At 52.9% G+C, this 21,665-nt stretch carries 14 protein-coding genes, 2 tRNA genes and 3 rRNA genes; 8 read left to right on the top strand and 11 right to left on the bottom strand.

Annotated features, from left to right (window positions below; genetic code table 11):
• Positions 1-332 precede the first annotated feature (332 nt).
• Positions 333-1,727 carry an alanine/glycine:cation symporter family protein gene (locus tag AKG35_RS00995; RefSeq protein WP_011129572.1) on the top strand — a complete coding sequence of 465 codons (1,395 nt, stop codon included), beginning with the start codon at positions 333-335 and terminating at the stop codon, positions 1,725-1,727.
• An 18-nt stretch (positions 1,728-1,745) separates the two neighbouring features.
• On the opposite strand, the gene AKG35_RS00990 is transcribed toward AKG35_RS00995, so the two are convergent.
• Positions 1,746-3,197, bottom strand: coding sequence for a glycoside hydrolase family 13 protein (locus AKG35_RS00990; RefSeq protein WP_011129571.1), 1,452 nt, complete (start codon positions 3,195-3,197; stop codon positions 1,746-1,748).
• A 40-nt stretch (positions 3,198-3,237) separates the two neighbouring features.
• Here AKG35_RS00990 and AKG35_RS12640 point away from each other — a divergent pair, with 40 nt between their 5' ends.
• The 3 genes from AKG35_RS12640 to AKG35_RS00980 all read left to right on the top strand — a co-directional run bounded on the left by AKG35_RS12640 (position 3,238) and on the right by AKG35_RS00980 (position 6,329).
• A complete protein-coding gene (locus AKG35_RS12640; protein ID WP_157859765.1) occupies positions 3,238-3,378 on the top strand; it encodes a hypothetical protein in 141 nt (46 codons plus the stop codon).
• A gap of 25 nt (positions 3,379-3,403) precedes the next feature.
• On the top strand, positions 3,404-4,783 hold the full coding sequence (locus AKG35_RS00985) for an aldehyde dehydrogenase family protein (protein WP_011129570.1): 1,380 nt from the start codon (positions 3,404-3,406) through the stop codon (positions 4,781-4,783).
• 100 nt (positions 4,784-4,883) lie between these two features.
• Positions 4,884-6,329, top strand: coding sequence for a LysM peptidoglycan-binding domain-containing protein (locus AKG35_RS00980; RefSeq protein WP_011129569.1), 1,446 nt, complete (start codon positions 4,884-4,886; stop codon positions 6,327-6,329).
• Between the two features lie 18 nt (positions 6,330-6,347).
• Here the strand turns inward: AKG35_RS00980 and AKG35_RS00975 are convergent, their stop codons facing one another.
• A complete protein-coding gene (locus AKG35_RS00975) occupies positions 6,348-7,832 on the bottom strand; it encodes a RecQ family ATP-dependent DNA helicase (protein ID WP_011129568.1) in 1,485 nt (494 codons plus the stop codon).
• 71 nt (positions 7,833-7,903) lie between these two features.
• Positions 7,904-8,944, bottom strand: a complete 1,041-nt coding sequence (locus tag AKG35_RS00970; protein WP_011129567.1) for a hypothetical protein — start codon at positions 8,942-8,944, stop codon at positions 7,904-7,906.
• A gap of 130 nt (positions 8,945-9,074) precedes the next feature.
• Here AKG35_RS00970 and AKG35_RS00965 point away from each other — a divergent pair, with 130 nt between their 5' ends.
• The 4 genes from AKG35_RS00965 to mtnC are packed head-to-tail and all read left to right on the top strand — an operon-like array spanning position 9,075 to position 11,532.
• Entirely contained in the window at positions 9,075-9,281 is a 207-nt protein-coding gene (locus AKG35_RS00965; RefSeq protein ID WP_011129566.1) for a photosystem I reaction center subunit IV, read from the top strand.
• A 5-nt stretch (positions 9,282-9,286) separates the two neighbouring features.
• Positions 9,287-10,162 carry a DNA-formamidopyrimidine glycosylase gene (locus AKG35_RS00960; protein WP_011129565.1) on the top strand — a complete coding sequence of 292 codons (876 nt, stop codon included), beginning with the start codon at positions 9,287-9,289 and terminating at the stop codon, positions 10,160-10,162.
• Between the two features lie 12 nt (positions 10,163-10,174).
• Entirely contained in the window at positions 10,175-10,798 is a 624-nt protein-coding gene (gene mtnB / locus AKG35_RS00955; protein WP_011129564.1) for a methylthioribulose 1-phosphate dehydratase, read from the top strand.
• 11 nt (positions 10,799-10,809) lie between these two features.
• On the top strand, positions 10,810-11,532 hold the full coding sequence (gene mtnC, locus AKG35_RS00950) for an acireductone synthase (protein WP_236069611.1): 723 nt from the start codon (positions 10,810-10,812) through the stop codon (positions 11,530-11,532).
• 107 nt (positions 11,533-11,639) lie between these two features.
• Here mtnC and rrf read toward each other — a convergent pair.
• The 8 genes from rrf to AKG35_RS00905 form a co-directional block, all read right to left on the bottom strand.
• Positions 11,640-11,756 (bottom strand): 5S ribosomal RNA (rrf, locus tag AKG35_RS00945).
• Positions 11,757-11,863: 107 nt separating this feature from the next.
• Positions 11,864-14,740 (bottom strand): 23S ribosomal RNA (locus AKG35_RS00940).
• A gap of 491 nt (positions 14,741-15,231) precedes the next feature.
• Positions 15,232-15,304, bottom strand: a tRNA-Ala gene (locus AKG35_RS00930).
• Between the two features lie 9 nt (positions 15,305-15,313).
• A tRNA-Ile gene (locus tag AKG35_RS00925) sits at positions 15,314-15,387 on the bottom strand.
• Positions 15,388-15,569: 182 nt separating this feature from the next.
• A 16S ribosomal RNA gene (locus AKG35_RS00920) occupies positions 15,570-17,054 on the bottom strand.
• The 16S, 23S and 5S rRNA genes sit together here with 2 tRNA genes alongside, the layout of an rRNA operon.
• A 624-nt stretch (positions 17,055-17,678) precedes the next feature.
• A complete protein-coding gene (locus tag AKG35_RS00915; RefSeq protein WP_011129562.1) occupies positions 17,679-18,491 on the bottom strand; it encodes an inositol monophosphatase family protein in 813 nt (270 codons plus the stop codon).
• Positions 18,491-19,975 carry a TolC family protein gene (locus tag AKG35_RS00910; protein ID WP_328284562.1) on the bottom strand — a complete coding sequence of 495 codons (1,485 nt, stop codon included), beginning with the start codon at positions 19,973-19,975 and terminating at the stop codon, positions 18,491-18,493. The genes AKG35_RS00915 and AKG35_RS00910 overlap by 1 nt, the downstream gene beginning before the upstream one ends.
• A gap of 279 nt (positions 19,976-20,254) precedes the next feature.
• On the bottom strand, positions 20,255-21,652 hold the full coding sequence (locus AKG35_RS00905) for a TIGR03279 family radical SAM protein (RefSeq protein ID WP_041384240.1): 1,398 nt from the start codon (positions 21,650-21,652) through the stop codon (positions 20,255-20,257).
• Positions 21,653-21,665 lie beyond the last annotated feature (13 nt).

Below are 21,665 nucleotides of genomic sequence, written 5' to 3'. Positions count from 1 at the left end.
TTATGACTCCATTACCGGCACACGCTCCTTCGACATCGCCGCAACCGATAGCTGGAACAGTGTGTATCAACCGTCAAACACTGCTCTGTCCTTCAATAGGCATGAGAAAGGATCTAAGTCGATCTTAAAGCTGAAGCGACAAACAGAAAAAACCTGGGATGGACCACAACTAAATACTGTGATCACCACCACCCTCCAAAGCAAGACTAAAAGGACCAACCTTTAAACAAACAACGCTTTCTACTGCTGATGTAACAACCTCAAAGGCAGCCTGATACGAACATTGCCGTCAGCAGGAGCATCTGACAACATCTTTGAACGCCTTTGCAAAAATGGATGTGTTGCCAGCGTCGCTCTTGACGAATTTATCCTTACAACTCGGACAGTTCCCAAGCGGACTGGAAGACGCAGTCGAGGCCATCAATAATCCGATCAACGGCTTTGCCTGGGGTTGGCCCACAGTCATCCTGATTGCAGGCACCGGCATCTTGCTGATGGTTGGGCTGGGCTTTATGCCCTTACTGCGCATCCCCTATGGAGTGCGCATGCTGCTTCGCAATCCAACCTCCTCTAGCGAGGGCGAAATCAGTCCATTCCAGGCACTGATGACCTCGATGGCGGCCACGATCGGCACGGGCAACATCGCCGGTGTCGCTGTTGCGATCGCCATGGGCGGCCCTGGGGCGGTGTTCTGGATGTGGCTAATTGCCATTTTTGGTATTGCCACCAAGTACGCCGAAGCCTTACTTGCAGTTCACTTCCGCGAAGTGGACCCCCTCGGCAATCATGTCGGTGGTCCGATGTACTACATCCGCAATGGCCTAGGTCCAAACTGGGCCTGGCTGGGCGGATTCTTTGCCCTGTTTGGAATGCTGGCGGGCTTTGGCATTGGCAATGGCGTGCAATCGTTTGAGGTCTCCAGTGCCTTAGCCACGATCGGCATCCCTCGGCTTTTAACGGGTGTCGTGCTTGGAGTGCTTGTCTTTGGAGTCATCATTGGCGGCATCAAACGCATCGCCCAGGCTGCATCCGCCATCGTTCCTTTGATGTCGTTGTTTTATGTGATTGCTTGCCTGGTCATCATTCTCAGCAACATCAGCGAAGTGCCAGAAGCGTTCTCAACGATCTTCTCCAATGCCTTCACAGGCGAAGCCGCTGCCAGCGGCACGTTGACCCAAGTGATCCTGATGGGCTTCAAGCGCGGCATCTTCTCCAATGAAGCTGGTCTTGGTAGTGCGCCTATCGCTCACGCTGCCGCCAACACCAATGACCCAGTCCGTCAGGGCACTATCGCCATGCTTGGAACCTTCATCGATACTTTGGTCATCTGCACAATGACGGCTCTGGTGATCATCACCACCGGCGCCTATCAGAGTGGTGAGTCAGGCTCTGATCTATCAATCGCTGCCTTCAACAGTGGCCTTGCAGGCTCAGGTTGGGTCGTGACAGCTGGCCTCGTGGTGTTTGCCCTAACAACAGTTCTTGGCTGGGGCTTTTACAGCGAACGCTGCACTGAATATCTCTTTGGGGTGCAAGCCATTCTTCCCTTCCGCCTGGTGTGGGTCGCTGTGGTTGTCATTGGTGCTGTTGCAGGCAATCGCGGTGTGGTGTGGGACGTAGCTGACACACTTAATGGTCTGATGGCGATTCCTAACTTGATCGCACTGGTGCTGCTCTCAGGCACTGTCTTCCGCCTCTCCAAAAACTACCAATTTGAAGAGGGCTAAACGTAGAGGTGATCTTGATCAGTGAAACAACACTGCTGATTGAGGGCCTAATCCCCGGCCATTGCATTCCAATGCTCCTTCCAGCCAAAGAGGGTCTGTCGATGAGCCTTTCATCCGCAACCATGACCTGCGACTGCGATTGACCCACACCTGAATCGGCGTCTCCTTTTGTGTTGTGCCTGGCTCGGGCTGCATCAGCCAAGCATGAAGTGCATCAGCTCCAATCGGTTGCCATTGCAAACCGCCATCACTCAACGCTGGGCAACGTTGGCGCAGATCACTCAACGACTGAATGAAATCGCGCAGGTCTGCAGGCCAAGGCGTATGCCAAGGGAACCCTTCTCGGCAACCTGGTTCAGGGCCACCCTGCAAACCCGCCTCTGTGCCGTAGTAGATGCAAGGCGCCCCTGGTTGCAAAAACAACAACAGCAAGGCCAACTTCAACGCCGCAAGATCCCCCTGAAGTGTGTGCAAAGCTCTCGGCACATCGTGGCTATCAAGCAAGTTCAACTGGCTGCGGTTCACCTCAGGTCGATACCAACCCAGCGTTGTTGCCAATAGCTCAACAAAAGCCTCCCCACTCAGAGGGTCAAGGGGATAGGCAGGATTGCGATACCGACGGCGTAATCGCTTACCAGCAACCCAGCAAAGGCTGCTCCAACCCATCCGATAATTCATCACCCCATCAAAGTGCTGCCCCTGTAGCCACGGTCTCGCATCACCCCAGATCTCAGCCAAGATCCAAGCGTCTGGATTCACTGCCTTAACCATGTGCCGAAACTCCAGCCAAAACTCAGCAGGCACCTCATCAGCAACGTCAAGTCGCCAACCATCGATTCCCTGCTCGAGCCAATAGCGGGCTACGGCAATCAAATACTCACGCACAGGGGCATGGGCATGATTGAACTTTGGCAAGGCTGGATCGTTCCACCAGCAGCTGTAACCACAATCCTGCCCACGCCGTGGATAGGGATGAAGCGGCCATTGCCGCACCTCAAACCAATCGCGATAGGGCGAAGCCTCACCATTTTCCAAAAGATGATGAAAAGCCCAGAACCCGCGACCACAGTGATTAAACACGCCATCCAAAATGATGCGCATCCCGCGGCGATGCACCGCCTCAATCAAAGCCTCTAGCGCTGCATTGCCACCGAGAAGCGGATCCACCTGCAAGTAGTCATAAGCGTGATAGCGATGATTAGCGGCAGAACTAAAGACGGGTGTCAAGTAAAGGCAGCTGATACCAAGCGCCTGGAGATGATCAAGGGCCTCGATCACCCCGTAGAGATCTCCCCCCTGAAAACCCTGCTCAGAAGGGTCACTGCCCCAGCAGCGCAAAGCCAAATGCTGATGAGCTAAGACACGGCCACTACAACGAAAACGATCAGGGAAGATCTGATACACCACCGCCTGGGCAACCCAGCGGGGAGTGTTGGTCAGCCCATCGATCTGCTGCATGCCCCATTGCATACCAAGATCCCACCGCTAGCACTTGAACAAGAGAACAGCCATGGATGATCAGCTCCTAAGCCTGGCTCTCGCTCAGGGCACCAGTAGCTCCAGGGCCGCCGTCTTCAACCCCGCAGGTCAACTGATCGCCAACGCTTGTGTCCATCCGCCAACAGCGCCGGCACCACTGCTAGACACCTAGACACGAGTAACAATGGTGTCAGACCTTGCTTCCTGAGAACTTTCTGCTGAGTGAACTGCGCAAGCCAGTCATTTCGGGCCTCACAAGACCAGAAGCCTGGCGCAGAAAGCAACTCAAGCAAATTGAGGTCCTCATCGAAAAGCACCAAGACGAGGTGCTTGATGCACTGGCAACGGATCTAGGCAAACCACCAACCGAGGCATTGTTTGAGCTAATCGCTCTGCGTGGGGAGCTCAAACTGGCTCAACGGCAGCTCAGCCGCTGGATGCAACCCAGGCACGTACAAGTGCCTTTAGCCCATCAGCCAGGTCAAGCCGAGGTGATCCTCGACCCCCTGGGTTGTGTTCTGATCATCGGCCCCTGGAATTACCCCTTCTCTCTAACCCTCCAACCACTGATTAGTGCTCTGGCAGCAGGCAATACAGCAGTGCTCAAACCTTCCGAGCATGCCCCTGCCACCTCTCGACTGATCGCCCATGTGATCCCTCAACATTTCTCCAGCGAGGTCATACAGGTGATCGAGGGGGATGGGGCCATTGCAGCGGCACTGATCAAGCAACCCTTTGATCACATCTTCTTTACCGGCAGCGGCGCCATCGGCCAGAAGGTCATGGCTGCTGCCGCCGAACATCTCACTCCGGTGACCCTGGAGCTAGGAGGGAAAAGCCCAGCCATCGTGATTGATGGCGCCGATCTCTCCGTCACGGCTAGGCGATTGGTATGGGGGAAGGGTCTCAATGCTGGTCAAACCTGCATCGCCCCAGACCATCTACTTATCCAAGAACAACTCAAACAGCCTCTATTGCAGGCGATGAAAGGAGCCATTACTGAGCTCTATGGAGGCGATCCGCTGCGATCACCCCACCTCGCCAAGATCATCAACGATCGTCATTTCCAGCGACTACAACACTTGCTTGATCAAGCAAAGCAGCGCGGCAAGGTGCTCTCAGGCGGACAAATTGACCCCGATCAAAGACGCATCGCTCCCACTCTGATTGACGTAGACAAGCGCGACGATCCGCTCATGGAGGAAGAGCTCTTCGGCCCACTGCTGCCTGTCATCAGCGTGCAAAGCCTTCATGAGGCTCTCGCTGAGGTCCGACAACAACCAAAGCCCCTGGCCCTCTATCTCTTTGGCGGAACACATGCCGACCAACAACAGCTCCTCAACACAACCAGTTCAGGCGGAGTGTGTTTCAACGATGTGGTGATGCATGTAGGCATTCCTGAGCTGCCCTTTGGTGGAGTCGGGGCCAGTGGCATGGGGCGTTATCACGGCCTGGCTGGTTTCGAAACCTTTTCCCATCAAAAGTCTGTCTTACGTCGCCCCTTCTGGCTAGATCTCAAATTGCGCTACCCCCCCTACAAGGCCAATCTGGCGTTGCTCAAAAAGGTGCTGGGATAATCAAGCCGCTTTTTGCAAGGGCATCATTTCGGGATGCTTGAAAAGGGCTAGCGCATCTGTGGAGGCAGCTTATCTTTCACCAAACTGTAGAGAGAGATTGATGCGCCGGATCATTGTTAGCGCTCTAGCCCTGACAACACTTCTACCGCTGCCATCCTGGGGTGCCAGCGTCACAGTGAGACCCGGTGACACCCTTTCGGAAATCGCAGCGCGATATCAGGTATCCCTTCGGGCCTTGATGCGGCTGAACGGCCTAGCCAATGCAGACAACCTCTTCATCGGCCAGACCCTCAAACTGCCAGGTAGCGCATCAGGCACAGGCCCGGCTGGAGCAAGCCGTCACACGGTACGAAGTGGCGAGACCCTCAGCACCATTGCTGTTCGCTACCGAGTGCGCCAGCAGGATCTCATCACCCTCAATGGTCTGAGCAATGCCGACAATTTATATATCGGCCAAACGTTGAAATTACCGGGAGGTGCTTCCGGGGCAATCAGAGCTGGCGCCAGTCGTCACACAGTACGCAGTGGCGAAACCCTCAGCATCATTGCTGCCCGCTACCGAGTTCGCCAACAGGATCTCGTCGCCCTCAATGGCCTTGCCAATGCAGACAACCTCTTCATTGGCCAGACCCTCAAACTGCCAGGCAGCGCATCAGGCACAGTCAGAGCTAGCGCCACTCGTCACACAGTTCGCAGTGGCGAAACCCTCAGCACCATTGCTGTTCGCTACCGAGTGCGCCAGCAGGATCTCATCACCCTCAATGGCCTTGCCAATGCCAACCATGTCGAACGTGGCCAAACCCTGAAACTGCCCCAAGGGGCTGTTGTTCCCAAACCCAAAGCAGCAGCAAAGCCCAAACCTGTAGCCATTCAGGCAAATCCAAATGCCACCTCCCATACCGTGGCTCGAGGGCAAACATTGAACCAAATCGCTGGGGCTTATCAAATCCCTGTAGCAACCCTGATCAAGATCAATGGGATCAACAACCCCAACAAGTTATTAGTCGGCAGCAAACTGTCTCTACGGGTCAAACCATCAACAACAACCCAGCCAAAATCCACCACGACAGTTGCCATCAAACCGACTGCAAAAACCACCGTTAAACCAACTGTTAAATCCACCACCAAGCCTGCTGCAAAACCACAACCCAAGCCCAAGTCCACCACGACAGTTGCCATCAAACCGACTGCAAAAACCACCGTTAAACCAACTGTTAAACCAACCGTTAAGTCCACGAGCAAGCCAGCTGCAAAACCACAACCCAAGCCCAAATCCACCCAGCAAGTTGCTGCCAAGCCTTCGCAAACGCAATGGCGCACTTACGGTTCACTGCAAGTGGACTGGGCCAATTGGAAGTTCATGGGAGGAAGCTACGTGGCCCCAACCCTCAACAAAGATGGCAAAGCCCTTTATCTGGCTGTGAACTGCCCAGCGCGCAAGATCAATACCACCGGCACGAATGGATCTTGGAAAACTTGGGGCGCTCCACAGCAGCGCTTTGAGCATGATCTCGTCAAGGATCTCTGCAAAGCCAAAGGCGGCTAAATGCATCGAGGGCTGCACTCAGGCCGCATAGTGCAGCGGCCAGGGTTGGCGTAAAAAGCGCCGACCGCTCTCACGTAAATAGAGCCGCTGTACACCATCATTGCTCTCCGTAATCAGCTCTTCCTGCACCAACCTGCGAGCCAACCAACCCCAACGCTCTTGCTTGCGGCCTGTAGTGGACGAAAGGCTTTCACTGAGACTGCGAAGATTCATGCCCTTGCGATCTTCGAGCACCTCAAGCACAGCAAAGGCTTGCTCAGACCAATCACGGCGGCGGGCAGTCTGCTGACAGCGATCGCAGCGACCACAAGGCGGCACCAATTCACCAACGGCAAGCAAAAGCCCTTGCTCCAGGCAAAACTCCCCTTCTGCTACCGCCTCGATACGCCGCAACTGTTGCTGCGCCAGCTCCAACCGCATCTGAATCTCCTGCGTAGCGTTCTCATCAGCACAACGGCGAGCGGAAGCATGCATCGCCCAACCAAGGCTGGTGCGATCACCAGGAGAAAACAACACCAAGCAATCGGCCGGCAGTCCATCACGCCCGGCCCGGCCAGACTCCTGCAAATAGCCCTCCGGCGTTGCAGGCAGATTCAAATGCAGAACCAATCCCACATCGCTGCGATCTACACCCATGCCAAAGGCCACGGTGGCCACCAGCACAGGCTTCTCTTGATCTAGGAAATCAGCCAGCGCCTGCTGGCGCACCTCCGGGTCAAGCCCGGCGTGATAAGCAGTAGCCGCAACATCCGCCGCCTGCAACCGCTCTGCCCATTGCTCCACAGAGCGACGCGTTCTGGCATAGATCAGCGTGGCACCGCGTGATCCCTTTAAAGCCTCGAGCACATCGGGCAAAGGATCTTTCGAACGCCGCCGCATGGCGTAGTGGAGATTATTGCGCCGGGCCGAGCAAACCTGCACCTGCGGCCGGCGAAGAGCCAAGAGGCGGATGATGTCGGCACGCACCCTTGGAGCCGCAGTAGCACTGAGAGCAACCACAGGCACACCTGGGCAGAGGCGGCGCACCTGCCCCAGGCGACGGTAATCAGGCCGGAAATCATGGCCCCAAGCACTGATGCAATGGGCCTCATCAACAGCTAGTGCCACCAACTTTCCCTGCGCAGCTGTGTCCTCGATCAATTGCCGCGTGGCCTCACCTTGCAAGCGCTCGGGAGCCAGATAAAGCAAACGCAAGCGCTCATCTCGCAAGCGAACCAGTGCATCGCGACGGCGCTCCGGATCCAGGCCAGCATGCAAACAAGCGGCGGCAATCCCCCGCCGTTGCAGCTGCATGACCTGATCCTCCATCAAAGCCACCAAGGGAGAGATCACCACCACCAGACCATCACGCAACAGCGCTGGCAGCTGATAACAAAGCGATTTACCACCACCGGTGGGAAGCACCGCCAGAACATCCTGACCCGCAAGAATCGCTTCCACCACAGGACGTTGACCAGGCCTGAAACCATCCCAGCCATAGTGATGGTGCAGGGCCTCGATCATTGGATCCACTTCACACCACCAATAGCGCCCTCAAGATAACGAGCGCCAAGCCTGATGGCACGATCTCGAACTCAAGGCAGCGGCGGCGGCTCGAGCTGGTCAGGAGCCTCCTCCACCAGCTGCAAGCGAACCCGTTTCCCTCCCGCTAACTCCCCAAGCGACACCCTCAAGGTTGCCCCGCTAAGGCTCTGCAAAGCACCCAAAACATCACGGAGATAAGGGGTACTGCTGCCACTTTCCACCCAAAGGCGTTCCTGCAAGCCACCCAATCGTCGCCAGGCCGTATGCAGCTTCAGAACGGAGGCTTCTAAAGACTGAGCCTGAGAGACAGCATCAGCCAGCAAACCCAAAGCATCGAGACGCTGAGCCTCATGCATGGCCTTCTCCAGGTTGAGTTCACCTTGCTGGAAAGCCCTCACCGCCTCGCTGGCCTCTGTGGTCTTACTGATCCAGCGTGCTGTGCTGGTTACATCCTTAATGCAATCCAGTTCTGGCTCCTCCCGCAAAGCTCGCCTGAGATCTTCCTGCTGAAGCTCCGGCAGTTTTGCCAGCTCTCTTACCAGAGGAGCCACAACCTTGGGAGGCAAAAGATTCTCCTGCGTGCGCTGGCGGATCTCCTCCGGCAACAGGGGGCTTGTGGCAGACGTGAACTCATCTGTCAATCGGCGAACCTGCTTGCGAGTGATCTCTTGACCTTCATTGGCTGCCTCGGAAATCATCATCTGCACTTCTGGAACAGCCTGCGTCGTTTCCATGAAGGCCCTTTTAGAGAATTGATTCACGCTGCTCTCCTCCAGCATTCCTTCTGCCAGCAAGTTCTCAGCCGAATCAGCCAGCTGAATCAGGGCATAAGCACGGGTCTTACTGATCTCCCGTTCACGCAACCACTGCAAAAAGCCAGCACCACGCCCCTCACCACCGCGCTTCTCACGATCCCGAACTGCCCTAAGGATTCGCCCCCGCCAAATCTCAGTTTGCAAATCAAAGCGATCGCACAAGGCCCAGGCTTGCTCGAGTCGAGCAAGAAACTCCATGGTGCTGATGTCGTCCTGCTCCGGATCGGGCAGATCCAACTCAATAGCAGGAGGATCAAGAGCAACGGACGAACTCACCAAAACACACCTGGCTTAAGGCTGGATGCTGCCATGGCCTACACCCCAAGGGGCGACATTCTGTGACGCATGAGTCAACTCACACACTCACGGCGATAGTCTTATGGGTGAATTCAATACCTGCGCAGCGATGGCGATCTCAAAAGGCGACAAAGTTCGCATCAGGCGCGAGGAGAGTTACTGGCACAATGAAGTAGGCACAGTGGCCTCTGTCGACACCACCGGCAAATATGGGGTACTGGTTCGCTTCGAGAAAACGAACTACTTCGGCATGCAAGGTACCGATAACGGCAACCTCACCAACAGCTTTGCTGAATCAGAGCTCGATCGCGCCTAAGGCGCTTGCCGGAATTACCTGAAGTTGAGACGGTCCGCCGCGGATTGGCAGACCGTCTTGTTGATTTTCAGATCGGCCAGGTTGAGGTTTGCCGAGAACGAGCCATAGCAAGCCCTGGCGGTTCTGCCCTATTTATCAAGATGCTCTGCGGCATGCACGTGGGCTCATGGTTAAGACGCGGCAAGTACTTAATGGCGTCTTTACATCATGAAATTGCCCAGTCATCAGCTGATTCAGAACCTGATCCTGATGGTGGATGGTGGGGCGTTCACCTGCGCATGACAGGACAATTTCAATGGCATGAGGCCATCAGTTCACCCTGCCCGCATACACGCGTACGCATCTGGAACAAAAAAAATGAGGAACTGCGCTTCGTTGACACGCGCAGCTTCGGACAAATGTGGTGGGTTCCACCTGGCAACGCCCCGGAAACAATCATCACAGGACTGCAAAAACTTGGGCCAGAACCATTCAGCAGCGCCTTCAATTCCTCATACCTAAGCAAACGCTTGAAGGGTTCGAAACGACCAATCAAGTCAGCACTTTTGGATCAATCCATCGTGGCAGGGGCAGGAAACATCTATACCGATGAAAGCCTTTTTGCAGCCAGAATCCGTCCCCACACTCCATCAGGTCAATTAAAAAAGGTCGAGCTTGAACGCTTATGCAACTGCCTCACGGAGGTCCTCAGAGTGAGCATCGGTGCTGGAGGAACAACCTTCAGCGACTTCAGAGATCTTGAAGGCATTAACGGCAACTACGGTGGTCAAGCCTGGGTGTATCGCAGAGGAGGCCAAGCCTGCCGGATATGCAGCACGCCCATCCGCCGTGAAAGCCTTTGCGGTCGTGGCACCCACTGGTGCCCCAATTGCCAACGATGAATCCTGGCAAAAATGTTCGATTCACAGCAACAGCGGCAAGCTCTAAGCGACACCATTCGCGATCTCCATCAACGTGGTTGGTGTGATGGAACTGGCGGTAATTTCAGCCTTGTTCTACAAAAAATGCCATTGAGATTATTGATGGCACCTAGCGGCATTGAGAAAAGAAAGATCGAGGCAGACGAACTGATTGAAGTCGACAGCTCGGGGAAGGTGATTCAAGGAGAAGGTAGGGCTAGTGCTGAAACAGATATGCATTTAAAAATCATTGAGCAGACCAACGCCAAGGCCGTACTACACACACACTCGATTACAGCAACATGGCTATCCAACCACTATAAAAATACGGGGAAAATAACAATTGAGGGCTGGGAAATGCTCAAAGGGCTGCAAGGGATTAATAGCCATTCCACATCAATCTCTCTGCCAATCCTATTGAACAACCAAAACCTTGCCCAATTGAGCCAAGCAGCAGGCGAGTTGGTCAATGATGCACCCTATGGACTACTGGTTGCAGGGCACGGTTTATACGCTTGGGGGGAGAGCCTCAACGAAGCAAGGCGTCATGTAGAGATCTTGGAGTTCCTACTAGAGCTCTGCTGGCGTGAACAACTTATAGGCAGCCAAAAATCGTGATCACTCACATCTTGCTTGATATTGAAGGCACCACATGCCCTACAAGCTTTGTTAGCGATACCCTCTTTCCTTACGCTGATACCCATCTAGAAGGATTCCTAAATGAACACATCGAAAACAATGAGGTTCAATCTCTCATAGATGAAGCTTGGCATGAATGGCAAGCTGATGAGGATCCGAGCAGTAAAGATCTCCTAAGCAAAGCATTTAGGGAGAACAGCAGCGAAATCGAGAACATCTGCAGTTACCTTCACCATCTCATAACAATTGATCGCAAGTCTAGTGCTTTAAAAGATCTGCAAGGCAGAATCTGGCGAGAGGGTTATGAGAAAGGTGACATCTCCTCTTCACTCTACCCAGAAACGATCGAGGTGCTAAACAAACTAAAACAACAAGATTACATCCTTGCAGTATATTCATCTGGCAGCATATCAGCTCAAAAACTCCTCTACAGACACACGACTAATGGAGATCAAACAGCGCTCTTTAGCCACTGGTTTGATACTCGTACTGGCAACAAGAAAGAAAGCAAAAGCTATAGCGATATCTCCATAGCTATGAACATTCCCGTAGAAAAGGTGATGTTTGTTAGTGATAGCTGCGCAGAATGTAATGCCGCAAAAAAAGCAGGCATGAGTGTTTTATTCAGTCTTAGGGAAGGCAATCCAGAACAAGACCCACATGATCACCAGCCAATCAAAGACCTCAGGTGTCTATTTGATTATCTTCTTTAAAAATCACACTGACTTAGCCATCAAAAAAGCCACCCCTGCGGGTGGCTTTTTCTTGGTAAATCAACAACTCTTTCGCAAGATTGATGATCTACATGTGGAAATGTTTTACCTGGCATTGAGCTATTTTCTCAGAGGGCTACCCCTAAAATATCGTCGCCGCTGATGCGTTTCACAACCGAGTTCGAGATGGATCGGAGTGGTTCCACATCGCCATGAACACCAGGATAAAATCATTCCCAAGGAGTGAACCTTGAGAACTGCATAGGTCATCATCCTTGCGAATGATGCTCTGAATTGAATAAAACTTGTTTCTCGGGCAAGAACCAAATGGATGGTCAAGCCCTCGGTCTATTAGTACTCCTCCGCTGCATCCATTACTGGACTTCCACGTAGAGCCTATCAACGGGTGTTCTTCCCGTGACCTTACTGGCTTATGCCATGGGAACACTCATCTTGAGGTGGGCTTCCCACTTAGATGCTTTCAGCGGTTATCCACTCCGCACATGGCTACCCAGCGTTTACCGTTGGCACGATAACTGGTACACCAGAGGTGCGTTCCTCCCGGTCCTCTCGTACTAGGGAGAAATCCTCTCAATGTTCCTGCGCGTACACCGGATATGGACCGAACTGTCTCACGACGTTCTGAACCCAGCTCGCGTACCGCTTTAATGGGCGAACAGCCCAACCCTTGGGACCGACTTCAGCCCCAGGTTGCGATGAGCCGACATCGAGGTGCCAAACCTCCCCGTCGATGTGAACTCTTGGGGGAGATCAGCCTGTTATCCCTAGAGTAACTTTTATCCGTTGAGCGACGGCCCTTCCACTCAGAACCGTCGGATCACTAAGGCCGACTTTCGTCCCTGTTCGACTTGTAGGTCTCACAGTCAAGCTCCCTTCTGCCTTTGCACTCGTCGACTGATTTCCAACCAGCCTGAGGGAACCTTTGCGCGCCTCCGTTACCTTTTAGGAGGCGACCGCCCCAGTCAAACTGCCCACCTGATACTGTCCGCTCCCCGGATAACGGGTGAACGTTAGAACCCTAGCTCTGAAAGAGTGGTATCTCACCATTGACTCAGTAGCACCCACGAGCACTACTTCAACGTCTCCCACCTATCCTGCGCATTCAGAGCCCGGGCACAATACCAAGCTACAGTAAAGCTTCATAGGGTCTTTCTGTCCGGGTGTACGTAGTCCGCATCTTCACAGACAATTCTATTTCGCCGAGCCTCTCTCCGAGACAGCGCCCAGATCGTTACGCCTTTCGTGCGGGTCGGAACTTACCCGACAAGGAATTTCGCTACCTTAGGACCGTTATAGTTACGGCCGCCGTTCACCGGGGCTTCAGTCGCCAGCTTCGCTTACGCTGACCGGCTTCCTTAACCTTCCGGCACTGGGCAGGCGTCAGCCCCCATACATCGTCTTGCGACTTAGCGGAGACCTGTGTTTTTGGTAAACAGTCGCCTGGGCCTCTTCACTGCGACCAGCTCTCGCTGGCACCCCTTCTCCCGAAGTTACGGGGCCATTTTGCCGAGTTCCTTAGAGAGAGTTATCTCGCGCCCCTCGGTATTCTCTACCACCCTACCTGTGTCGGTTTCGGGTACTGGCAGTTATGCCTTAACGGGTATAGGGCTTTTCTTGGAAGCATGACATCACCAACTTCGCTGCCGTAGCAGCTCGTATTCACGCCTTAGCTCAGAACGTTTTCGCCGCTCCTCAACGCCTCGAACGCTTAAACCAGTAACCAACATCTGGCTTGGCTAGCCTTCTCCGTCCCCCTTCCCAAAACATAACCGGTACAGGAATGTTGACCTGTTATCCATCGACTACGCCTTTCGGCCTCGCCTTAGGTCCAGACTAACCCTCCGCGGACGAGCCTGCCGGAGGAACCCTTAGGGTTTCGGGGCATGGGATTCTCACCCATGTTTTCGCTACTCAAGCCGACATTCTCACTTCTATGCAGTCCACGCCCGCTTACGCTAACGCTTCGCCCCACATAGAACGCTCCCCTACCATTTAACAAGTTAAATCCGCAGCTTCGGTACAACACTTAGCCCCGTTCATTTTCGGCGCAGGATCGCTCGACCAGTGAGCTATTACGCACTCCTTTGAGGATGGCTGCTTCTAGGCAAACCTCCTGGTTGTCTGGGCAATCCCACCTCCTTTATCACTTAGTGTTGATTTGGGGACCTTAGCTGGCGGTCTGGGCTGTTTCCCTTTCGACTATGGAGCTTATCCCCCACAGTCTGACTGCCTAGTTACACACAGGGTATTCAGAGTTCATCTCGATTAGGTACCGCTCTCGCAGCCCGCACCGAAATGGTGGCTTTACCCCCCTGCTGGAGCACTAGACGCTACGCCTCAACGTATTTCGGGGAGAACCAGCTAGCTCCGGGTTCGATTGGCATTTCACCCCTAACCACAGCTCATCCGCTGATTTTTCAACATCAGTCGGTTCGGACCTCCACTTGGTATCACCCAAGCTTCATCCTGGCCATGGTTAGATCACCCGGGTTCGGGTCTATAAACACTGACGATCGCCCTATTCAGACTCGCTTTCGCTATGGCTCCACCATTTCCGGTTTAACCTGCCAGTGCCTATAAGTCGCCGGCTCATTCTTCAACAGGCACACGGTCACCCGATTTAGTCGGGCTCCCATTGCTTGTAGGCTCATGGTTTCATGTTCTATTTCACTCCCCTCCCGGGGTTCTTTTCACCTTTCCCTCGCGGTACTGTTGCGCTATCGGTCACACAGTAGTACTTAGCCTTACGAGGTGGTCCTCGCGGATTCACACGGAATTTCACGTGCTCCGTGCTACTCGGGATACAGCTAGTTCAGTTCAGTTTTCGGTTACGGGACTTTCACCCTCTGTGGTGTGCCATTCAAACACTTCTCCTAACATCCCTGATACACATTGCTGTCCCACAACCCCGATGGTCGAAACCATCGGTTTAGGCTCTTCCCCGTTCGCTCGCCGCTACTTAGGGAGTCGTTTTTACTTTCCTTTCCTCCAGCTACTAAGATGTTTCAGTTCGCTGGGTTGGCTCGCACCAGCCTATGGATTCAGCTGGCCGTACTAGGGGTTGCCCCATTCGGAAATTCCCGGATCAAAGCGTGTGTCCAGCTCCCCGAGACTTATCGCAGGTAACTACGTCCTTCATCGCCTCTGTGTGCCAAGGTATCCACCATGAGCCCTTTGTAGCTTGACCAATTAATCTCTATAACGCTTCACGTAGTTGAATACGTATTCTTAGCAATTTACCTGGCTTCAATCTCAAACTTCTCCAGTTAAACTGAATTGTTTGTCATTGAAGATGGTTTGAATCACCAATCAAACTCTCGATGCCTCGATGACATCGAAAGAACGCTATAGAGTCTCGGCTCTTGACTCAAGAATCAAACATCATTCTCGTTGATCAACCTCAGCTCTCTGCTCGCGCAGATTGCATCAGCTGATTCCCAAGAATCATGCATCCATGAGATGCTTTATTCTTTCCAGACTTACCTATGCAGTTGTCAAGGTTCTGCTGAACATCTCTGCAATTCTTGCGAATTACAGTGAGCCCAGCGTCCTATCAACCTCATCTCAATTGATTGAGTCCTGGAATGATAAGAAGCTAGGGTCTGCCAGCAAACTTAAATTCTAAATCACATCACACAACGGTTCTCACCATTGGCTCGTTGTCAGAAGATTCGTCAGTGGAGGTTAGCGGACTCGAACCGCTGACATCCTGCTTGCAAAGCAGGCGCTCTACCAACTGAGCTAAACCCCCAACACCGAATGGGCCATCCTGGACTTGAACCAGGGACCTCACCCTTATCAGGGGTGCGCTCTAACCACCTGAGCTAATGGCCCAGGAGTAACCCTTGCGGGGTGTGACCTAGACAAGTTTAGGAACTAAAATCAATCATCAATCTCCAAGCTGATTACTCAGCTTTTCTTTGATTCTCAACTTGAGGTACCGATCGACCTAAGGTGACAGGATCATGGCCTAAGTATCAATAACTCAGACATCACGATCAGTTGTTGTCTCCCTGTTAGGAGGTGATCCAGCCGCACCTTCCGGTACGGCTACCTTGTTACGACTTCACCCCAGTCATCAGCCCCACCTTCGGCGTCCTCCTCCACAAGGGTTGGAGTAACGACTTCGGGCGTGGCCAACTTCCATGGTGTGACGGGCGGTGTGTACAAGGCCCGGGAACGTATTCACCGCAGTATGCTGACCTGCGATTACTAGCGATTCCTTCTTCACGTAGGCGAGTTGCAGCCTACGATCTGAACTGAGCCACGGTTTATGGGATTTGCTTGCCCTCGCGAGTTCGCTGCCCTTTGTCCGTAGCATTGTAGTACGTGTGTAGCCCAGGATGTAAGGGGCATGATGACTTGACGTCATCCACACCTTCCTCCGGTTTATCACCGGCGGTCTCTCTAGAGTGCCCAACTGAATGCTGGCAACTAAAAACGTGGGTTGCGCTCGTTGCGGGACTTAACCCAACATCTCACGACACGAGCTGACGACAGCCATGCACCACCTGTCACTGCGTTCCCAAAGGCACCCTCTAATTTCTTAGAGGTTCGCAGGATGTCAAACCCTGGTAAGGTTCTTCGCGTTGCATCGAATTAAACCACATACTCCACCGCTTGTGCGGGCCCCCGTCAATTCCTTTGAGTTTCACACTTGCGTGCGTACTCCCCAGGCGGAACACTTAACGCGTTGGCTACGACACCGAGGGGGTCGATTCCCCCGACACCTAGTGTTCATCGTTTACGGCCAGGACTACAGGGGTATCTAATCCCTTTCGCTCCCCTGGCTTTCGTCCATGAGCGTCAGTTATGGCCCAGCAGAGCGCCTTCGCCACTGGTGTTCTTCCCGATATCTACGCATTTCACCGCTACACCGGGAATTCCCTCTGCCCCTACCACACTCAAGCCAATCAGTTTCCACTGCCTTGATGGAGTTAAGCTCCACGCTTTAACAGCAGACTTGAAAAGCCGCCTGCGGACGCTTTACGCCCAATAATTCCGGATAACGCTTGCCACTCCCGTATTACCGCGGCTGCTGGCACGGAATTAGCCGTGGCTTATTCCTCAAGTACCGTCAGATCTTCTTCCTTGAGAAAAGAGGTTTACAGCCCAGAGGCCTTCATCCCTCACGCGGCGTTGCTCCGTCAGGCTTGCGCCCATTGCGGAAAATTCCCCACTGCTGCCTCCCGTAGGAGTCTGGGCCGTGTCTCAGTCCCAGTGTGGCTGATCATCCTCTCAGACCAGCTACTGATCGATGCCTTGGTGAGCCATTACCTCACCAACTAGCTAATCAGACGCGGGCTCATCCTCAGGCGAAATTCATTTCACCTCTCGGCATATGGGGTATTAGCGGCCGTTTCCAACCGTTATCCCCCTCCTGAGGGCAGATTCCCACGCGTTACTCACCCGTCCGCCACTAACCCGAAGGTTCGTTCGACTTGCATGTGTTAAGCACGCCGCCAGCGTTCATCCTGAGCCAGGATCAAACTCTCCGTAGTAGATCAAACCCTCTCGCAATCAACCCTTACAGGCTCATCACTCAGTCTGATTTGCTTCACCCACTCATTCGCACTGGCGTACGACAAGCAGTTGTTGCCCCCTTCCTCTGACAGAAGGATTACAAGAGTGCACTTCAGAATCTCTTCCTTCTGTGACTTTCCAGGATCTCAGATCCGGTCGTTGCTTTCACCTGTCACACCTTTGACATCAATCCTCGCCCGTGAAAACAAAAATTGATGCTGTAACAGGTTTCTGCAACTCATTTCTTTTGACGGGACCTCACACTCTCGTCGCATATCTGCTCAAACCCTTTGATCAGCTTTTGATCGCTGCTCATCGGGCCTAAACGCGACAAAAGCGTCAGTTCCTAAACTCTTAAGTTGTCCAGGTTCTGCTCCTCCACTCCCTTGTAAGGAGTGTCAGGCGCTGCGATCTTGCGATCGCTTCTAAAACCTACAACACCAGCGGATCGCTCCTCTGGATCTTGTAAGCGCCCGCTGAAACCTCAAGCTTTCGCCATCAGCATCGCGTGGCCTGCGCTACAGGGCTCAGCCCTTCGCGCAGTCCAAAAACATAGCCCATTTCATACCCCTCTAGCAATCTTTTCTCAATCCTGACCTGACTCAGCCATGCAGCAAAGCCTCTCCCCAAGAGCGCAAACGCTGCATTTCTGCATGGGAGCCAGTCGCTAAAACAGGAAAGTCAGCCGCAGTCAAGTCTTGCCCGGGATGCAGCTGAGCAGGATCTGCAGCCAACCATTGAATGGGGCAATTGAGCTCATTGAGGACTAACCAAGCCGCAGCAAGGTCCCAGATCTTCGGCGTGGCTTCCAAAGCAGCAACAGTTTGCCCCATGGCCACACTCACCAGATTAAGACTGGCCACACCAAGGAGTCGAATTTTACCGGGGAACGGTTGATCAGCCCTGCGCTGCAGAACCCGAATGGAACGACTACAAAGTGAGACACAGGCACTCCCAGTCGAACGCGTTTCATTCGTCAGCCGCTTGCCATTACGCCAAACCCCCTCACCTCGAATCGCCACAATTCTCTGGTTCAGGGAAGGAACATCCAGAAAAGCCTCCACTGGTCTTCCTCCCACAAAGCGAGCCATGGAAATAGCCCAATAAGGGATACCGGCTGCAAAATTCGTAGTGCCGTCCAAAGGGTCAACAACCCAATACGCCGGTGAATCAGGCACGCATTTGGAACCTTCCTCACTCAACACACCCTCCTGTTCGGCAATCTGAGCAAGACCAGCGACGATGGCTGCATCACTCCAACGATCACAAGAAGTAATCAATGAACCGTCAGGCTTGAAATCGGAAACGATATTGCCAAAATCTTGACGTTGACGATCTGCAACTCGATCAAGGAGTTGATGAACTGCGCTCAGTTGCAAAGAACCAAGAGATTCAGGCAAAGGCCCACTGCTCATCACTCAGCTTGCAGGATGGAAGCCTTGCAGGCTGGATTGAGCGGAGAAGGTTTAATAGGCACTTCGGCCGAGTCAAAGAGATCATCTTTCGGCTTCTTATTGGAAAGCTCTAAGGAATCACAAGCCGCAATCTGATCCAGACCTGTACGGCGACGAAGCTGGATCATGCTTTGATTGTATTTCAGCATTGCATCTGCATAGAGAGTCTGGGCCTGTTTAAGATCACGCTGATTATTTACAACCTCTCTTTGCGTTGTCACTCCTGCCTGGAATCTCAAACGCGCCAATCGAAGTGATTCTCTTGAAGATAAGACTCCAATACTAGTTGTTTTGATATCTTGGTTAGAGGCACGAAGATTAAAAAAACTTTGCTCAACTTCTAAGCGAACCTGATCACGCTTTGCTGCGAATTCAAACTCACTTTGCTGAGCCTTCTGTTTGTTCTGGCGATATTGAGCCCATGCTCTCCCTCCATCAAAAATATTCCAGGTGAAGCCCAAAGAAACTGTGTTATCAGAGGTCCATGAATGTTGCTTCCAGTCGACAGAGTTATCAATCGTTACGCCAACCTCACCCTCTCTTCGATTGGCTTGAAAAGTGTTAGAGAGATTAATGACTGGCTGCACTGCAGCAAGTGCGGCATTGGCATTACTATTATTAATAGAAATGTCAAGAATTAAACTGTCAAGTTCCTCACGAAAAGCATAAGCTGCAACAATACTCTCCTCTAGTGATGGCTGCCAGATACCAATAATTTGAACTGGATCAGCTGCTGTAGGAGTTATATCTTGGGGTAAGTCTAAGAGTTGAGCAAGCGATCGGCGTGCCGTATTCTGCTGAGCTACAGCAAGAGTTAAAGACTGAGTGTCGCGAGCAAGCTGAGTTTCTGCTTCGAGCACTTCAAGCTTAGTCGCGACACCTGCCTGAAGGCGTGACTGAGCATCCCGCAAACTTACGAGAGAGGAGCGAACGGCACTTTGGCCAATACCCACACCTTCATCAGCTCGCTGCAATGTGAAATAAAGATTTGCAGCATTTAAACGCAAATCACGCAGCGCAATCAGGTAAGCATCTCGCTGCTGTTCAAAGCTATCTCTAGCAGATGCAATTTGAGGAACTCTTGCAGGGTCAATGAGATCCCAGTTCAAAGTGGCTCCAAAATTTGTAATCCATTCTTCCCCAAAAGTATATTCTTCAGTAGTCAACTGATGATTAGCAGGGTTTTGACGACTCTCAGAGCCTTGAAATCTGACAGAAGAAGAAAGATTTAAAGTTGGATACCAGGCTGAAAGAGCAGCTAAAAGATTTGACTTTGCTTGCTCGACCTGGCTAGCTGCAGCTTTAAGTGTGGGACTATTGACTTCAGCTAATTGCTCTACTTCAGACAAGCTGAGAGGACGAAGCTCCCTAATCCTCACCTCTGAAGTTTTATTTGGCAGCGCAAGACTTGGCGTGGCCCCAAGCGAAGAAAGCGGCTCAGGCAAACTAGTTGCTGCAGGCTTCACTGCTGAAGGGTCAACCCTGGGGCGAGATCCCTTGAGCTCAATGGCGCTAGGAAGCGTCGACTGATCGATTAAAGCTGAACCATCACCATCAGCCTCAGCTTCTAGCGAGGCAGGCGCTTGATCAGTTCTGCTGCCATGCTGTTGAACATCAAGCGACTGTTGAGCTCGAACACCAATGCACCCTTGAGCCAATACGCCTGCAAGGAGACACAGTCTTGCGGTAATCAGACGCACAGCAATTTGAAAACTGCGGGGAGCTTAATGAATTTCCTGTCCATCTCCCATCGCAGCGGCCACGATGTCAGCCGCCCCATGCACGATACGTATCGAGATCTGTAGCGCCTCACTTAGCTGTTCCAGAGTCATGTCATCTAGAAACACAAGCTCACCCTGACGCAGCATCACTGAAGGAAGGAGTAACTGATCGCCAAGATCAAGAGCCTTCAATCCCTCAAGCAAGTCATGACCAGTGAGCAAACCGGTTACAACCTGATCCTGCCCCCAATAAGGACTCGGCAGCCCATGTAACTCCACTGCCAAGCCTTCAACCGCATTGAGTCGTTCACAAGCAGGACCCAGAGCCTGTTCGACCAACCGACCTACCACCCAACTGCAGCGCCTGGGCTGCCTTAACCGCTTGGGAAGAATGACCGTGGCCTGGTCAAGAGCTTCCAAAAAGGAGCGGATACTGCCAACGCCATTTTCTTGTTGTGGGAGATCCTCGTAGGTACTACGAGGTGGAAGAGGCGCACCTGCAATCAGATACCACTCATCCGAAAGCCACGCGAAACGGGTTCCCATAACAGCCTGAAACTGATCCTGAAGAAGCTCCACCTGGCTAATTACACGCCTTGCACAAGCAGAGCCAACAGGCAACAATCCATCTTCTTCTGGACGGAAACGGGTCAATCCCACCGGCACCACCGCCACTGAAAGCACAGCAGGCCAATCACCCGTTCCAAAATCAGCAAGCTCACGCAGGGTGCGATCTAGAGCCAAACCATCATTCAAGCCAGGGCAAACCACCACCTGCGCATGGACCTGAAGATCGCGCTCACTGAACCACTTCAACTGCTCAAGCAGAAGTCCCGCGCGGGGATTTTTCAGCAACTGAGCCCTCAAGGATGGCTCAGTTGCATGGACAGAAACAAAAAGAGGTGAAAGGCGCTGTGCCTCGATCCTTTGCCAATCTGCCTCTTTCAGATTGGTAAGAGTCAGATAAGACCCATAGAGAAAACTGAGGCGATAATCATCGTCCTTGAGATAGAGGCTATTGCGTCGGCCAAGTGGCTGCTGATCAATGAAACAGAAAGGACAGCGGTTGTTGCACTGGCGAAGCCCATCAAATAAGGCTTCTGTAAAAGCCAAACCCAAACCATCATCAGAGTCTTTCTCAAGATCCACTTGATGGAATGCCCCGGTTGCATCCCTGACTTCGAGATGAAGCTCCTCCTCAACTATCAGGTAGCGATAATCAATCAGATCCCTTGGTCGCACCCCATTAACACTTAAAAGTTGATCGCCGGGTTCAAAGCCCAATTGCTCTCCGATCGATCCCTGCTCAACCGATGCCACTACGGCAGGTCGTGGTTGGGGCGCCGCAGATTCAGGATCCAATGCTGACACCGCAACACCAGCGGAGGGCTCATTCCACACAAATGAGGAGGGC

Origin of the sequence: Prochlorococcus marinus str. MIT 9313, assembly GCF_000011485.1 — a bacterium.
Classification (GTDB): Bacteria; Cyanobacteriota; Cyanobacteriia; order PCC-6307; family Cyanobiaceae; genus Prochlorococcus; species Prochlorococcus marinus_D.
This window is presented reverse-complemented; position numbering and strand designations above follow the sequence as displayed.

Excerpts from the sequence above, each read along its gene's own strand:
- AKG35_RS00995 (WP_011129572.1), top strand. The coding sequence starts at position 333 with ATGGATGTGTTGCCAGCGTCGCTCTTGACGAATTTATCCTTACAACTC.
- AKG35_RS00990 (WP_011129571.1), bottom strand. The coding sequence starts at position 3,197 with ATGCAATGGGGCATGCAGCAGATCGATGGGCTGACCAACACTCCCCGC.
- AKG35_RS12640 (WP_157859765.1), top strand. The coding sequence starts at position 3,238 with ATGGATGATCAGCTCCTAAGCCTGGCTCTCGCTCAGGGCACCAGTAGC.
- AKG35_RS00980 (WP_011129569.1), top strand. The coding sequence starts at position 4,884 with ATGCGCCGGATCATTGTTAGCGCTCTAGCCCTGACAACACTTCTACCG.
- AKG35_RS00975 (WP_011129568.1), bottom strand. The coding sequence starts at position 7,832 with ATGATCGAGGCCCTGCACCATCACTATGGCTGGGATGGTTTCAGGCCT.
- AKG35_RS00965 (WP_011129566.1), top strand. The coding sequence starts at position 9,075 with ATGGCGATCTCAAAAGGCGACAAAGTTCGCATCAGGCGCGAGGAGAGT.
- mtnB (WP_011129564.1), top strand. The coding sequence starts at position 10,175 with ATGTTCGATTCACAGCAACAGCGGCAAGCTCTAAGCGACACCATTCGC.
- AKG35_RS00915 (WP_011129562.1), bottom strand. The coding sequence starts at position 18,491 with ATGAGCAGTGGGCCTTTGCCTGAATCTCTTGGTTCTTTGCAACTGAGC.